Raw genomic sequence first — 14,804 nt, 5'->3', positions numbered from 1 at the left:
CGCCCCGGCGGCCACCCGCTCCGTCCGGGTCCCGGACGGCCGCTGGGGACGGGGCCACCCGGGGAGGGCGGGGCCTCTCCCTGTGCCCGGCACCCGTCGCACGGCGCTCCCCGGCTCCGCCGTACGGCGCTTCCCGGTTCCCTGGTCCGATCGCCGTGCGGCCGCCGGATATCCGGATGCGCCGGCGCGGCGACTCGGGCAGCATGGACGGTCGGGCCCGTCCGCGGGTTCCGGCCCGGGTGCGGAATCCTCGGCCCGTGCGCCCTCGCGGGCACGGGGGAGTCTTCACTCGCGGGCCGAAAGTATCCTGGGTCTCAGTATGGGAACGCCTCCTTTGACATCTCCGCTCTCCGAGCTGCACGCGCGCTTGCCCGAGCTCACGCTCCGTGACCAGCGGCGCCTGCGCCGCAGGCTCGACGGCGCGCGCAAGGTCAGGAACCGTGCCGCCCAGCAGAAGATCGCCGCGGAGATCACCTCCGACATCGAACGGGCCGAGCAGCGCGTCGCCCGCCGCCGCGACGGCGTCCCCGCGATCACCTATCCGGAGGCGCTGCCCGTCAGCCGGCGCAGGGACGACATCCTGGAGGCGATCCGCGACAACCAGGTCGTGATCGTGGCCGGTGAGACCGGTTCCGGCAAGACCACCCAGCTGCCGAAGATCTGCCTGGAGCTGGGCCGGGGCGTCAGGGGCCTCATCGGGCACACCCAGCCCCGCCGCATCGCCGCCCGCACCGTGGCCGAGCGCGTCGCCGAGGAGCTCGACACCCCGCTCGGCGAGGCCGTCGGCTACAAGGTGCGCTTCACCGACCAGGTGGGCGAGGGCACCCTGGTCAAGGTCATGACGGACGGCATCCTGCTGGCCGAGCTGCAGCACGACCGCGACCTCGACCAGTACGACACGCTGATCGTCGACGAGGCGCACGAGCGCAGCCTCAACATCGACTTCATCCTGGGCTACCTCAAGCAGCTCCTGCCGCGCCGCCCCGACCTGAAGATCGTCATTACCTCGGCCACCATCGACCCCGAGCGCTTCTCCAAGCACTTCGGCGACGCCCCGATCATCGAGGTCTCCGGCCGTACCTACCCGGTGGAGGTGCGCTACCGGCCGGTCGCCGAGGACGACGACCAGATCCAGGCGATCGGCAACGCCGTCGACGAACTCTGCGCCGAGGGTCCGGGCGACATCCTGGTCTTCCTCAGCGGCGAGCGGGAGATCCGCGACACCGCCGAGGCGCTCTCCAGACGCAAGGACGCCGAGATCCTGCCGCTGTACGCCCGGTTGTCGGCCGGCGAGCAGCACCGGGTGTTCCAGCGTCACACCGGCCGCCGGGTCGTGCTGGCCACCAACGTGGCCGAGACCTCGCTGACCGTGCCCGGCATCAAGTACGTCGTCGACCCCGGGTTCGCCCGCGTCTCCCGCTACAGCCACCGCACCAAGGTCCAGCGCCTGCCCATCGAGGCGATCTCCCAGGCCTCGGCCAACCAGCGCAAGGGCCGCTGCGGCCGCGTCTCCGAGGGCGTCTGCATCCGGCTGTACGAGGAGGACGACTTCCTCACCCGGCCGGAGTTCACCGACCCGGAGATCCTGCGCACCAACCTCGCCTCGGTCATCCTGCAGATGACCTCGATCGGCCTGGGCGACATCGCGGCCTTCCCGTTCGTGGAGCCGCCCGACCAGCGCCAGGTCAGGGACGGCTACGACCTGCTGCTGGAGCTGGGCGCCTTCGACCAGGCCCGGCAGATGACGCCGCTCGGCCGCAAGCTGGCCGGGCTGCCGGTGGACCCGCGCCTGGCCCGGATGGTGCTGGAGGCCGACCGCAACGGCTGCGTCCGCGAGGTCATGGTCATCGCCGCCGCCCTGTCGATCCAGGACCCCCGGGAACGCCCGGCCGACAAGCAGCAGGCCGCCGACGAGCACCATCGCCGCTTCGCAGACAAGGAGTCGGACTTCGTCTCCTACCTCAACCTGTGGGAGTACCTCCAGGAGCAGCAGAAGGAGCTCTCCTCCAGCGCGTTCCGGCGACTGTGCAAGGCCGAGTTCCTCAACTACATGCGCGTCCGCGAGTGGCAGGACGTCTACGGCCAGCTCCGCCAGACCGCGAAATCCCTCGGCGTCCTCCCCGGCACGACGCCCGGCGACGAGCAGAAGATCCACATGTCCCTGCTGTCGGGACTGCTCTCGCACGTCGGCGTCAAGGACATCGACAAGAAGACCGCCGACGCCGGGGGCGGGCGCCGTCCGCCGAACGAGCCGCGCAGGCCGATGACGGAGTACATCGGCGCCCGCAACGCCCGGTTCGCGATCTTCCCCGGCTCGGCGCTCGCCAAGAAGCAGCCGCTGTGGGTGATGTCCGCCGAACTGGTGGAGACCTCCCGGCTCTGGGCCCGGGTCAACGCCAAGATCGAACCCGAGTGGGTCGAGCCGCTCGCCCAGCACCTGATCAAACGCACCTACTCCGAGCCGCACTGGGAGAAGAAGCAGGGCTCGGTGATGGCGTACGAGAAGGTCACCCTGTACGGGGTGCCGATCGTCGCCCAGCGCAAGATCAACTACGGTCGCATCGACCCCGAGCTGAGCCGGGAGCTGTTCATCCGGCACGCCCTGGTCGAGGGCGACTGGGAGACCCACCACGCCTTCTTCGCCGAGAACCGCAGGCTGCTGGAGGAGGTCGAGGAGCTGGAGGAGCGGGCCCGGCGCCGCGACATCCTCGTCGACGACGAGACGCTCTTCGACTTCTACGACCGGCGCGTCCCGGCCGACGTCGTCTCCGGGCGCCACTTCGACTCCTGGTGGAAGAAGACCAGGACCGATCAGCCCGACCTGCTCAGCTTCGAGAAGTCGATGCTGATCAGCGAGACGGCCGGCGACGTCAGCAAGCGCGACTACCCCGACGTCTGGCGCCAGGGCGGCCTGCGCTTCCCCCTCACCTACCAGTTCGAGCCCGGCACCGACGCCGACGGCGTCACCGCCCACATCCCGCTCGCGCTGCTCAACCAGGTCAACGTCGAGGGCTTCGACTGGCAGATCCCCGGCCTGCGTGAGGAACTGCTCACCGCGCTGATCCGGAGCCTGCCCAAGCAGATCCGGCGCAACTTCGTGCCCGCCCCCAACTACGCCAAGCAGGTCCTCGCCCGCGCCGAGCCGACCCGGGAACCGCTGCTCGCGGTGCTGGAACGCGAGCTGCTGAACCTCACCGGCATCCAGGTGCCGCGCGAGGCCTGGCAGCCCGACCTGGTCCCCGACCACCTCAAGATCACCTTCCGGGTGGTCGACGGCCGCAGGAAGAACCTCGCCGAGAGCAAGGACCTGGCCGACCTCAAGCGCAGGCTCGCCCCCAAGCTCCGCCAGACCCTCTCCCGGGCCGCCGACGGCCTGGAGAGGTCCGGCCTGACCGGCTGGGCCATGGACGCCCTGCCCAGGACGTTCGAGCAGGGCAGGATGAAGGCCTACCCCGCGCTCGCCGACGAGGGCGCCACCGTGGCCGTGCGGATGTTCGAGACCGAGGCCGAGCAGCGCCGCGCCATGTGGGAGGGCACCCGCAGGATGCTGCTGCTGAACATCCCCTCACCGGCCAAGAGCATCCTGGGGACCCTCGGCAACCAGTCCAAGCTGGCGCTGAGCCGCAGCCCGCACTCCGGGGCCGCCGCCCTGTTCGACGACTGCGTCACCTGCGCCGTCGACCGGCTCATGAGCGAGTACGGCGGCGTGGTCTGGGACAAGGCGGCCTACGCCGCCCTGTACGACAAGGTCCGCGCCGAGCTGTACGATACCGCGGCCGAGGTGGTCGCCAGGGTCGAGAGCATCCTCAAGGTCTGGCACACCGTCTCGACGCTGCTGCCCGCCTCCCGCTCCACCCCCGCCGTCGAGGACATCCGCGAGCAGGTGGCCGGCCTGGTCTACCCGGGGTTCGTCACCGAGACCGGCTACGCGCGCCTGCCCGACCTGCTGCGCTACCTCAAGGGGGCCGAGCGGCGGCTGGAGAAGGTGCACGACGACGCCTTCCGCGACCGGGAGCGGATGGACAGGGTCCACGACATCGAGGACGACTACCACGAGCTGGTCGAGAAGCTCCCGCCGGGCCGCCGGGGCGACGACGACGTCCGCCAGATCCGCTGGATGATCGAGGAGCTGCGGGTCAGCTACTTCGCCCAGACCCTCGGCACCCCGTACTCGATCTCCGACAAGCGCATCCGCAAGGCGATGGAGAAGCTCTGAGGCCCGCGCGAGGGTTCTTCCGAACCGGCGCGGCCGGGGCCTTCGGACCGGCGCCGCCGGGGCCGGAGGGGGGCCGCGGCGGGGACGGAGGTCAGAGGAAGATCGACGTGTCGAGGTCGAAATCGACGGGGGAGGGGATCCGGAGCGGCTTGCCCATCTGCGTGTGAGTGGTGGTCCGGTAGGTGCCCTCCTCGGGGTCGCTGAGGACGGTGACCATCGGCGGGGAGGCGACCGGGTCGACGATCATCATGATCGGGACCCCGCAGCCCGCGTAGATCCGGGGCTTGACGGCGCGGTCCATCTCCATGCTCCCGGGCGAGACGATCTCCGCGACGAGGACGAGCCCGGAGGAGAGGATCTCGCGATCACCCCAGAGGGGGGCGTTCACGGGGACCACGCAGTAGTCGGGGACCATCGTGTCGCGCGGCCCCTCGATGCAGACGTCGACGTTTCCCGCGAAGCTCTCCCAGCCCTGCTTCTCCAGGACGGGTTGCAGGGCGAAGGCGAGACGCATGGCGATTCGGCCGTGCTGCGGAATGCCGGATGGGCTCACGATGAGGTTCCCGTCGATGATCTCGGCGCGAAGGCACAGGGCTGGGGGAAGGGACTCGAAGATCTCCCTCGGGGTGCGAGGCAGTGGACGGTCGTCCGGTGCTTCCGGCCGGGCGGGCGGCTGGGGCGCGGTGCGCTGGGTGGATCGCTGAGACGCTGTCATCGCCATCGACCTGTATCCCTTCGTGTCCGAACATGCACCCTGAGTATTCCATGTGAGGCCGTCCGGGCGAGGTGCGTACGGGCTTGTACGATCGTGGACCCGAGCGGAAGGGGAGATCGTGGTCCGGGCGCTGGTGTTCGACGTGGGTGAGACGCTGATCGACGAGACGCGCATCTGGTCGCGCTGGGCCGACCGGCTGGGCGTCACCCGGTTCACCATGCTCGGCGTGCTGGGCGGCATGGCCGCGCTGGACCGGTCGTTCGAGGACGCCTTCCGGCTGCTGCGGCCGGGCTTCGACGTCGAGGCCGAGCAGGAGGCGTGGGAGCGCGACGAGCCGGACGGCCTGCGGGTGAACTTCGACGCCGACGACCTCTACCCGGACGTCCGCCCCGCGCTCACGGCGCTGCGCGCCCTCGGCCACCGGCTGATCGTCGCCGGCAACCAGCCGCCGCAGGCGCGGGACGCGCTGCTGGCGATGGACCTGCCGGTCGACGCGATCCACACCTCCGACGGCTGGGGCGTCGCCAAGCCCGCCCCGGAGTTCTTCGCCCGCGTCGCCGAGGTGTCCGGGCGCGAGCCCGGCGAGATCCTCTACGTGGGCGACCGGCTGGACAACGACGTCCTGCCCGCCCGTGCGGCGGGCATGCGGACCGCGCTGATCCGCAGGGGGCCGTGGGGACACCTGCACGCGGCCCGCCCCGAGGCCTCCGGGGCGGGCGGCGCGGATCACATCGTCGACGACCTGCACGCCCTGGTCGCGATCCTGACCTAGGGTGTGGCCGTGCCCCCGTCCACGCCGATCGGCGAGAGCGGCCGCGCCGCCTTGCCCGCCGACCCCGCGCCGGGCCCGCACGCCGCCTCCAGCAGGTGGTCCCCGATCGCGAAGTCGATGGCGTGCGTGACCGGGTTGCCGTTCTCGTCGAGCCGCTGGTAATTCCTCAGGTTGGTGCCGAAGGCGAACCGGCGGCTGCCGTCCGCGTCGGAGAACGCGAAGGTCTGCATGCCGGGGACACTCCCGTCGTGCCCCCAGAACCTGCCGCACGGCAGGTCGAGGGGAAAGATCCCGAGACCGTAGTCGAACACGGCGCCCGAGAACGACCGGATGGACACGGTCTTCCGCATCTCGGCGAGCAGGGCCGCGTCGAGCAGTTCGCCGCGCAGCAGCAGCCGGAAGAAGCGGTTGAGGTCCTCCATCGTCGAGACGACCGCACCCGAGGTCCAGGCCCAGGACATGTCGTAGACGCTGTAGTCCTTGGGCGGGTCGAAGAACCCGTAGAGCGCTTCGTACGCCTTGGAGCTCGGCCCGGGCAGGTACGGCGTACGCGGGAACGACGTGTGCCGCAGCCCGGCCCTGCGGAAGACGTGGTCGGTGATGTACCGCTCGGCACTCACGCCCGTCACCTTCTCCAGCAGCAGGCCGGCGATGACGAAGTTCGTGTTCGAGTACGCCCCGGGTGTCACCCCCGGCTGCCCGGTCGCGGGGGCGCCGAGCCCCGCCCGCGCCAGTTCCTCCGGCGAGAAGGCGCGGAAGCGGTTGGCGTCCAGGCTCTCCACCGTCGGGAAGATCACCCCGGTGTGGTTGGCGATGTGGCTGGTGTGGTTGAGCAGCATGCGCACGGTGATCTGCCGCCCGCGCTCACCCGGGATGACATCCGGCAGGTAGCGGCCGACGGGGGCGTCGAGCTCGATCGTGCCCTTACCGACCTGCTGTAACACGGCCACCGCGACGAACGACTTGGTGATGCTCCCGGCCCGGTGCGCCATCTCGGGACGCATCGGGCGGCGGGTCTCGACATCGGCGACGCCCGCGGCGCCCTTCCAGCTCCGCCGGCCGTCCGCGACGTTCGAGTAGATACCGTACATGCCGGCCTCGTGCACGGCCTCCAGCGTCTGGCGCAGCCTCTGCCGGTCGAGGCCGCCGTCGGCGGCGGCCGCGGGGGACGCCGCGAGCAGCGCGGCGGCCAGGGTCGCGGCTCCCAGCCGCGAGGCGAGCGTACCGAATCGACGAATGGTCATGGCGCCCAGCATGCGTCCTCCGCTTCCTGTACCGGCTTGCCCTACGGCGCGACTGCCGTGGGCGCGGGGTAAGGCGGGCTTACCCGGCGGCAAGGCGGGCTCGCTCACCGCGCGCCGCCGGGTCACCGTCGACCCGTCACGGCGGACGGCGCCTCAGGCGGCACTAGAGGCCGCCCCACTGCGCGCCGATGCCGGCGCCCGCGCGCACCGACGCCGGGACGCCGGCCGGCGGGTCGACCGTGTACGCGTAGAAGGTGCGCGGCTCGACGACCGTCCCGGCCGTCTCGGGCGTCCCGGAGTTCACGAAGACGTTGTTGCGCTGCACCGCCCGGCCCGGCCCGCTGTCGGCGTAGCCGCTCGCCGAGTACAGCGGGTGCGGCACGTCCTGGAAGTAGTTGCCCTCCACGACCACGCCGGCGTTCTCGGTGGAGGCGACGCCGTACAGCTCGTTGCCCAGGAAGTAGTTGTTGAAGACGTGCACCGGCTCGCCGAAACGGATGCGCGGGTGGCGCTGGCGGCTGTTGTCGAAGAAGTTGTGGTGGATCGTCACCTTGAGGTGGCCGACGTCGGTGCCCGCGGCGCCGTCGGAGTGGCTGATCAGCATGCTCTTGTCGGCGTGGTCGAAGTGGTTCCACGACACGGTGACGTAGTCGGCGCCGCGCACCACGTCGATCGAGCCGTCGACCGCGCCGGAGAAGGTGTTGTGGTCGATCCAGATGTGGTGCGACTCCCGGCCGACGTTGACGGCGTCGTCCTCGGCGTCGGTGAAGCGGATGTTGCGCACGATCACGTTGTACGACCGGTAGAAGTCCAGGCCGCCGCCGGTGATGTGGCCGGAGGTGCCCACGCCGATGATGGTCTTGTTGGGCCGCACCCCCTGCTTGCTGGAGATCTCGATGGTGCCGGCCACCCGGATGATCAGGGTTTCCTTGCTGTCGATGTGCTCCAGGAACGACGCGGCATCGGTCACGGTGACCGTACGGCCGCCGGCGCCGCCGGTGGTGCCGTTCCGGCCGAGGGCGTCGACCGAGGCGAAGCCGACCGGCGCCGCCGCCACGGCGGAACCGGCGGCGGTGACGGCGGAGGTGGCGCTCGCGCCGGCCGGCACGGAGGGGAGGGCGGCGGCCAGGACGGCGCCGGCCGCGACGGCGCGCAGGGCCGCGCGCCGGGAGACGTGGCCGGTCAGGGGCTGGGGCATGGCGTCTGCCTTTCGGGGCGGGGAGCGTAAGGCGTGCGGGAGCGTAAGGCGTGCGGGGGGCACGGGGCCGGGACGTACGCGGAAGGCGGGGTGTGCGGAGAGCGGGGCGTGCCGAGAGGGGGCCGCCGCCCGCCGGAGCGGGGGGCGGGGGTTGCGGAGGGCGGCGGCCCGGTCCGTCAGCAGCCGATCTTTCCGACGCCCGCGCCGGCGGACACCTTCGCCGGGACGGTCGCGGGGTCGTCGACGGTGTAGGAGTAGTACGTGCGCGGCTCGACGACCGTGCCGGCCGTCTGCGGGGTGCCGGAGCCGACGTAGAGGTTGTTGCGCTCGACCACCCGGCCGGGCCCGCTCTTGTCGTAGCCGACGTGGATCGGGTGGGCGACGTTCTGGAAGTAGTTGCCCTCGACGAGCAGGCCGGCGTTCTCGGTGGAGGCGACGCCGTACAGCGCGTTGTTCCGGTAGTAGTTGTTGAGGACGTGGACCGGCTCGGCGAAGCGGACCCGGGGGTGGCGCTGGTCGGTGCCGTCGAAGAAGTTGTGGTGGTAGGTCACGCGGAGCTTGCCGATGTCGGCCGTGTAGTTGTCCGAGTGGCCCAGCAGCGCCGACTTGCTGTGGTCGTGGAAGTGGTTCCACGAGACCGTGACGAAGTCCGACTCCCGCTTGATGTCGAGCAGGCCGTCGTAGCCGTCGGAGAGGTCGTTGTGGTCGATCCACACGTGGTGCGCCTTGTTGGTGACGCTGATCGAGTCGTCCTCCGCGCCGGTGAACCGGATGTTCCTGATGATGACGTTGTTGCCCGGCCGGGTGGTCGAGCCGAGCTGGAGGCCGCCGCCGGTGATCTCCGCGGTCGTGCCCAGGCCCAGGATGCTCTTGTCGGCCACCACGGTCAGCATGCCGGAGACCTGGATCCGGCCGGAGACCTGGATGACGTACGGCCCGGGACGGCCGACGTGGTCCTTCAGCGCGGCGGCCGTGTTCACGGTGACGACGGGGCCTCCGGCGCCGCCGGTGGTGCCGTTCTGGCCCGCGGCGTTGACCGACGCGAAACCCAGGGGAGAGCCGGTGCAGGCCGCCGCGAGCGTTCCGGCGGTGCCCGCCGCCGCGCCGGAGCCCGACGCGAGGTCCGAGGCGGAGGTGTCGGCGTGGGCGGCGCCGCCCGCGCCCGCGAGCGCGGCGATCAGGAGGGCCGCCGCGGCGACGGGACGGCGGCGGCGCCGTACGACGGGACGGGCGAGGTCGTCAGTGATCATTTTCGTCTCCCTCAGATCTTCCCGACGCCGGCGCCGGCGGGCACGACGGTCGGTACCGCGGACGCCGGATCCGGGGCGTAGGAGTAGTAGGTGCGCGGCTCGGTCACCGTGCCCCGGGTCTCGATGGGGTGATTGCAGTCGACCAGGATGTTGCCGCGCTCGACCAGGCGGCCGAGGTCGCCGCTGAACTCGACCCGGCCCGGGTTGTTGACGCTGTAGAAGTAGTTGTTCTCGACCAGCACGCCGGCGTCGTAGGTGGACGCGATGCCGTAGCTGTTGTCCCGGTAGTAGTTGTTGTAGACGTGCACGACGCCGGCGAAGCGGACCCGGGGGTGGCGCTGGTCGGAGGCGTCGAAGAAGTTGTGGTGGTAGGTGACGCGCAGGCGGCCGATGTCCTGCGGGCCGGCGTCCTCGTCGTGGGAGAGCAGCAGCGTCTTGTCGTGGTCGTGGAACCTGTTCCAGGAGACGGTCACGAAGTCGGAGCCGCGCTTGATGTCGACCGCGCCGTCGTCCCCGTCGGAGAAGTCGTTGTGGTCGATCCAGACGTGGTGGCTGAACATCTGCACGTTGATCATGTCGTCGGTGGCGCCGGAGAACGCGATGTTGCGGATGATGATGTTGTGCACGGCGTTCGCCGGAGGTGAGGTGACGGAGTCGCTGACCGGCAGGCCGATGTTCAGCCCGCCGCCGACCAGCGCGGCGTTCGCGCCGACCCCGACGATGGTCTTGTCGGAGGTGACGTTGTGCATGCCGTCGCTGGAGCCCTTGGGCAGCGTGATCCGGCCGCTCACCCGGATGACGTACGGTCCCGGGCGGGAGATGTAGTCGAGGAACTGCGCGGTCGTGGTCGCGGTGACCGTGGGTCCTCCGGCACCGCCGACGGTGCCGTTCTGGCCGAGGGCGTTGACGGTGGCGAAGCCGACCATGGCGTCGACCGGGTCCGCGCCCTGCGCCCCGGTCCGCGCGGTGGCGGTGGCGGTGGTGGTGCCGGTCAGCGCGGCGATGAGCAGGGCGATCGCGCCCAGGACGAGCGCCGTGCGCGGGCCGCGCGCGAAGGGGGCGGTGGCCGTGCGCGGTCCGGGCGGTCCGGGCGGTGCCGCCGGAGCGGGCCGCGGGGGCGGGGTGGTGGGGAGGGACATGTGTTCTCTGCTCTCTGCACGCCGCTGTCGCGGCGGCATGCTGTCAGGCGGCGTCATGCCGGGAGAGGAGTACGGGGGCCGCGATGGGCGGCTCGCCGGCGCGCGGGTCGTGGTCCCGGGGTGTCCGGAGGTTCCGGGGGGCCTCCCGGGATGTACGGGGACGGCGGGTGCGCCGGGAACGGTGAGGGGAGCCCGGCGACGAGGTCGTGCTCGCCCGCCGGGGCCGGTCGCCCGGAAGGTGAGCCCGCGGCGTCGCGGGACGCGAGGCGGGGACGGTCACCGCGCTCGGAGAAGGGAGACTCGGATCAGAGGGCGACCATGGCACCACCACCTCGCGGCGAGGGAAAACCTCCGGGCGAGTGCTCCGGAAAGCGCTTTCCCAACACCGTGAGTTTATGTTTCCGACAGATTTCTGTCAACGCTCCGGGAACGTCTCGCGCCGGAGCCGGGAGCCGGGGGCCGGGGGGCGGGGCCGGGGGCCGGGGGTGGGGTGGGGCTCGCCCCGGGGCGTGGGACCCCTCCGGCGGGGCCTCGGGCGTGAGGGCCCCGGGGCGCGGACCCCTCCTGGGGAAGGGCGGCGGACATGGGACACCCCCGGGTCCCGCCGGTGGGGCGGGACCCGGGGGTGTCCGGGGTCACGGTCGGTCCGGCGCGGGGTCAGACGTCGCGGTACTCGATGTCGGGCTCGATGTGGACGGCACGCTCCTCGGCGGACAGGTCGTCGTCGTCCGGGCCCACGTCCGTGGCGTACTCCTCGGGCGTCTCGTCCGGGCTCCCGCCCTCGTCGGGCGCCACCAGGCGGAAGTCCTCGCGCGGGGGACGCTCGTGGTCCGGCGCCTCCCGCCGGAGGCGTTCGTCAAGGGTGTCGCGGTGCTGGTCGTCGTGCTCGGCGATCTCGTGGTTGATCCCGCGGTCGTCGGTCCACTCCGCGACCTCGACCGCCTGCTCGTCGCTCAGACCCTCGCGGTCTGGGGGTAGTTCGCTCATACCGCCGCCCTACCCTTTTGCCGTCGTGAATCACCAGGTCAACGGTTCGGTGGGGCGGCGGATCCTCGTGCCCCTCATTCGGCGGTCTCGGCGGGGCCTCCCGGCAGGTAGCGGGGGTGCCCGTCCGCCCGGGCGAGGCGCGCCGTGCGCAGGCGCGCGGAGAGGCTCGACGGCAGGAGCGCGGCCGCCTCGCCCCAGGGCAGGAACGCCACCTCGTCCAGTTCCTCGGCCTGGAGCCGTATCCGGGAGGGATCGGCCAGGACGCCGCCGTCGAACAGGAAGTTGACCAGCGGCCGGGGGCGCTCCTGGAGCGGCGGCGACCAGTGGACCACGAGGAGCCCGCCCGGCTCGACGGAGACGCCGAGCTCCTCGGCGATCTCGCGCGCGGCGCAGTCGTGCGGCGCCTCGCCCTCCTCGGCGATCCCCCCGGGGAAGTTCCAGCCGGGCCGGTAGTTGGGCTTGACCAGCAGCACCCGGTCGTCGGCGTCGGTGAGCAGCATGCCGGCCGAGACGAACACGCTGGGCAGGGTCGCGAACCACTCCGCGGGTTCGAGGTAGGTCTCGCTCATCCCGATCACGCTACCGTCTGCGAGGGCCGTGCCAGGGGCGCGGCCCGCCGCGCCGTCCCTCGCCCGTCCCGCGTCCTCCCGGCGTGCCGTCAGGTCAGTCCCTTGACCAGCACCTCGAACTCGAGGTCCTCGCGGGTCGGCACGCCGAAGCGCTCGTCGCCGTACGGGAACGCCGACCTCTCGCCCGTGCGGGTGTAGCCGCGGCGCACGTACCAGGCCAGGAGCTCCTCGCGGGCCGAGATCACCGTCATCCGCATCTCGGCCGCGCCCCACTCGTCGCGGGCCAGGCGCTCGGCCCGCTCCAGGAGCGTCCTGCCGAGGCCGCCGCCCTGCAGGGTGGGGCGTACGGCGAACATCCCGAAGTAGGCGTGTTCCTCCCGGCGTTCCACCTGGCAGCAGGCGACGATCTCGCCGTCGGACTCCGCGAGCAGCATGAGGCTGCCCGGCTCCCGGAGCACGGCCGCCACGCCCTCGGCGTCGGTCCGCTGCCCCTCCAGCAGATCCGCCTCGGTCGTCCAGCCGGCCCGGCTCGACTCCCCCCGGTACGCCGACTCGATCAGGGAGACCAGGGCGGGCACGTCCTCGGCCCCGGCGACGCGGAAGGCCGGTCGCGCGACCCGGGAGGCGCCGCCGGAGGAGAACGATCCTTTCTTCATGAGGTGAGATCGTACGCGCGGACGTCAGGTGCCCTGGAACCAGGCCGGGGTGATCTCGGCGCGGGTGAACCGCCATCCGCCGGGCAGGCGCGCGGCGGTGAACGCGTAGCGCAGGCCGACGGTGCGGTGGGGCGCCTGGCCGGGACGGAAGAGGTACACCAGCAGGTTGGCGGTGACGTCGGCCCGGTCGCCGTCGAGGTCGACGAGCACGTCGGTGGTGAAGTGCTGCGTGTGCTCGCCCGGGGAGGTGGTCCGCCGCACGTACTCCAGCACCGCGTCGACGCCCCGCGCGCCGCCGCGCGGGCTGCGGACGGTGGCGTCCTCGGAGTAGACGGCGCGCAGGCCCTCGCCGTCGAGGGCGGGCGCGGCACAGGAGTCGTCCAGCCAGCGGGTGAGGCGCGCCACCAGGTCGGTCAGCGCGTGGCGGTCCGTCAGATCCGTGAGCACGGTCATCGATCCTCTCCGGGTCGGCCTATGTTGTTGGTGTGACCAACGTTAGCGAAAACTGTGGGTCCTGCCAACGATTCTGTTAGGGTGACCGTTCATGGAGTCGCCTCCGAGCCGCCTGTCCGCCAAGCCGAGCTGGCTGATCACCCAGCTCGCCGTGCACGCGCGGCGGCTGGTGTTCGCGGGATTCGCTGAGACGGACGCGCGGGGGTACCACTACCGCCTGCTGGCCGCCCTGGAGGAGTTCGGGCCGATGAGCCAGGCGACGCTGGGGCGCAGGTGCAGCGTCGACCGCAGCGACGTCGTGAACGCGGTCAACGAGCTGGCCGGTCAGGGGCTCGTCGAGCGCGCCCCCGACCCCGCCGACCGCAGGCGCAACACGGTGACGATCACCGACGCGGGCCGGTCGCGGCTGCGCCGGATGGACGGGGTGCTCGACGGGGTGCAGGACGACCTGCTCGCCCCGCTCTCGGCCGACGAGCGGCGCCACCTGGTCGCGCTGCTCGGCCGGGTGCTCGACCACCACGCGGGACAGCTCCCGGACGACGGCACCCGGGACGGCGCCTGAGACGGGGGCGAGGGGGGGCGAGGTCAGGTGACGATGGGGAGGTCGCGGCGGGCCCGTTCCAGATCGGTCTCCCAGATCCACAGGCGGCGGGCGGGCGGCACCCGGTGGTAGCCGTACAGGCCGGTCTCCCGCATGGTCCCCAGGTCCACGCACACCCGCTGGAACGCCTGGCGGATCGCCGCGCCAGGGCCGTCGCGCAGGTCGCCGGAGCCCAGCTTGACGCAGGCCCGGTACTCGTACCCCAGCAGCAGGTCCTCGCCGAACCGCGCCCACGCCCCGCGCCGCTCGGCCCAGGCCGCCTCCGCCTCGGCCAGCAACAGGTTCAGGTCGGCCGTCGAGGGGAGCGAGGGATAGATCAGGAAGGTCGCCGCCCAGCCGGAAGCGATCATGTCGAGGTTGAAGGTGCGCCGGCGCGGGTCACCGCGCGGCGGCAGCGGATCGGCGGCGGTGCCGGTGAACCAGGGGGCGGTGTAGGCCAGCAGGCGGCCGTTGCCCTCGATGAGCTCCCCGGTGGCGATCACGGCCAGCTTGCGCCGCGAGCCGTCGGGGCGGGTCAGCCGGGCGGTCACCGCCGCCTCGTGCTCGGCCGCCGCCGCCTTGCCCGCGGCCTGGTGCCGCGCGGCCGCGCCGGGGGTGATCCTGGACGCGAGGTAGGCGCGCAGGTCCTCGGGCAGGGCGTCGTAGGTGCCGTCCAGCAGCCGCACCCTGGCGCGCTCCAGGGCCGCCTGCGCGGTGGGAGGGCCGCCGCCGTACGCGCTCTCCGGGGTGTCGATCGACACCATCCGGATCGCCATCGCGATGGTGGGGGTGTCCCCGTCGGTGACACCGAGCAGGCGGTAGTCGTTGGCGGGTCTGCTCGTCCCGGTGAAACCCAGATCGACCATCGTGCCCCCCAGAACGGGACGCCGTCGGGGAGCGGTCACGGACCCCGTACGCCGGCGGCTTCGCGGGCCGGGCCGGTTCGTCGTGTGCGGAGAGGCCGGTCCGCCGGAAAGGTCGCGACCGGCTCGCGCGGGTCGCTTATTCATGTTTTCCCGGTTCTC

At 72.0% G+C, this 14,804-nt stretch carries 13 protein-coding genes; 3 read left to right on the top strand and 10 right to left on the bottom strand.

Features of this window, described 5'->3' with window-relative positions:
* The first annotated feature begins 319 nt into the window (after positions 1–319).
* Positions 320–4,216 carry an ATP-dependent RNA helicase HrpA gene (gene hrpA, locus AB0G16_RS33325; RefSeq protein WP_362814109.1) on the top strand — a complete coding sequence of 1,299 codons (3,897 nt, stop codon included), beginning with the start codon at positions 320–322 and terminating at the stop codon, positions 4,214–4,216.
* A 91-nt stretch (positions 4,217–4,307) separates the two neighbouring features.
* Here the strand turns inward: hrpA and AB0G16_RS33320 are convergent, their stop codons facing one another.
* Positions 4,308–4,931: a Uma2 family endonuclease gene (locus tag AB0G16_RS33320; RefSeq protein ID WP_362814107.1), complete on the bottom strand. Its 624-nt coding sequence runs from the start codon at positions 4,929–4,931 to the stop codon at positions 4,308–4,310.
* Between the two features lie 118 nt (positions 4,932–5,049).
* Here AB0G16_RS33320 and AB0G16_RS33315 point away from each other — a divergent pair, with 118 nt between their 5' ends.
* Positions 5,050–5,703, top strand: coding sequence for an HAD family hydrolase (locus AB0G16_RS33315; RefSeq protein ID WP_362814105.1), 654 nt, complete (start codon positions 5,050–5,052; stop codon positions 5,701–5,703).
* Here the strand turns inward: AB0G16_RS33315 and AB0G16_RS33310 are convergent.
* The 8 genes from AB0G16_RS33310 to AB0G16_RS33275 form a co-directional block, all read right to left on the bottom strand.
* Positions 5,700–6,947 (bottom strand): serine hydrolase domain-containing protein, encoded by a 1,248-nt coding sequence (locus AB0G16_RS33310; protein WP_362814103.1) that lies wholly within the window; start codon positions 6,945–6,947, stop codon positions 5,700–5,702. The genes AB0G16_RS33315 and AB0G16_RS33310 overlap by 4 nt on opposite strands.
* A 163-nt stretch (positions 6,948–7,110) precedes the next feature.
* Positions 7,111–8,145, bottom strand: a complete 1,035-nt coding sequence (locus tag AB0G16_RS33305) for a right-handed parallel beta-helix repeat-containing protein (RefSeq protein WP_362814101.1) — start codon at positions 8,143–8,145, stop codon at positions 7,111–7,113.
* Positions 8,146–8,321: 176 nt separating this feature from the next.
* Positions 8,322–9,395: a pectate lyase gene (locus AB0G16_RS33300; protein ID WP_362814099.1), complete on the bottom strand. Its 1,074-nt coding sequence runs from the start codon at positions 9,393–9,395 to the stop codon at positions 8,322–8,324.
* An 11-nt stretch (positions 9,396–9,406) separates the two neighbouring features.
* Positions 9,407–10,534, bottom strand: coding sequence for a pectate lyase (locus tag AB0G16_RS33295; RefSeq protein WP_362814097.1), 1,128 nt, complete (start codon positions 10,532–10,534; stop codon positions 9,407–9,409).
* Between the two features lie 657 nt (positions 10,535–11,191).
* Positions 11,192–11,521: a DUF5709 domain-containing protein gene (locus AB0G16_RS33290; protein ID WP_362814095.1), complete on the bottom strand. Its 330-nt coding sequence runs from the start codon at positions 11,519–11,521 to the stop codon at positions 11,192–11,194.
* Positions 11,522–11,595: 74 nt separating this feature from the next.
* The gene (locus tag AB0G16_RS33285; RefSeq protein ID WP_362814093.1) at positions 11,596–12,090 is read right to left on the bottom strand and encodes an NUDIX hydrolase; all 495 of its coding nucleotides are present in this window, start codon (positions 12,088–12,090) and stop codon (positions 11,596–11,598) included.
* A gap of 89 nt (positions 12,091–12,179) precedes the next feature.
* A complete protein-coding gene (locus tag AB0G16_RS33280; protein ID WP_362814091.1) occupies positions 12,180–12,746 on the bottom strand; it encodes a GNAT family N-acetyltransferase in 567 nt (188 codons plus the stop codon).
* A 24-nt stretch (positions 12,747–12,770) separates the two neighbouring features.
* A complete protein-coding gene (locus AB0G16_RS33275; protein ID WP_362814089.1) occupies positions 12,771–13,199 on the bottom strand; it encodes a nuclear transport factor 2 family protein in 429 nt (142 codons plus the stop codon).
* Positions 13,200–13,290: 91 nt separating this feature from the next.
* On the opposite strand from AB0G16_RS33275, the gene AB0G16_RS33270 reads away from it, so the two are divergent.
* Complete coding sequence (locus AB0G16_RS33270) at positions 13,291–13,761, top strand: MarR family transcriptional regulator (RefSeq protein WP_362814087.1); 471 nt, start codon at positions 13,291–13,293, stop codon at positions 13,759–13,761.
* A gap of 23 nt (positions 13,762–13,784) precedes the next feature.
* On the opposite strand, the gene AB0G16_RS33265 is transcribed toward AB0G16_RS33270, so the two are convergent.
* Entirely contained in the window at positions 13,785–14,645 is an 861-nt protein-coding gene (locus tag AB0G16_RS33265) for a hypothetical protein (protein WP_362814085.1), read from the bottom strand.
* Between the last annotated feature and the right edge of the window lie 159 nt (positions 14,646–14,804).

Origin of the sequence: Streptosporangium sp. NPDC023615, assembly GCF_040640155.1 — a bacterium.
In the GTDB taxonomy this organism is placed as follows: domain Bacteria; phylum Actinomycetota; class Actinomycetes; order Streptosporangiales; family Streptosporangiaceae; genus Streptosporangium.
Note: the sequence above shows the minus strand (reverse complement) of the source record. Positions and strands in the feature narration are given on the sequence as shown.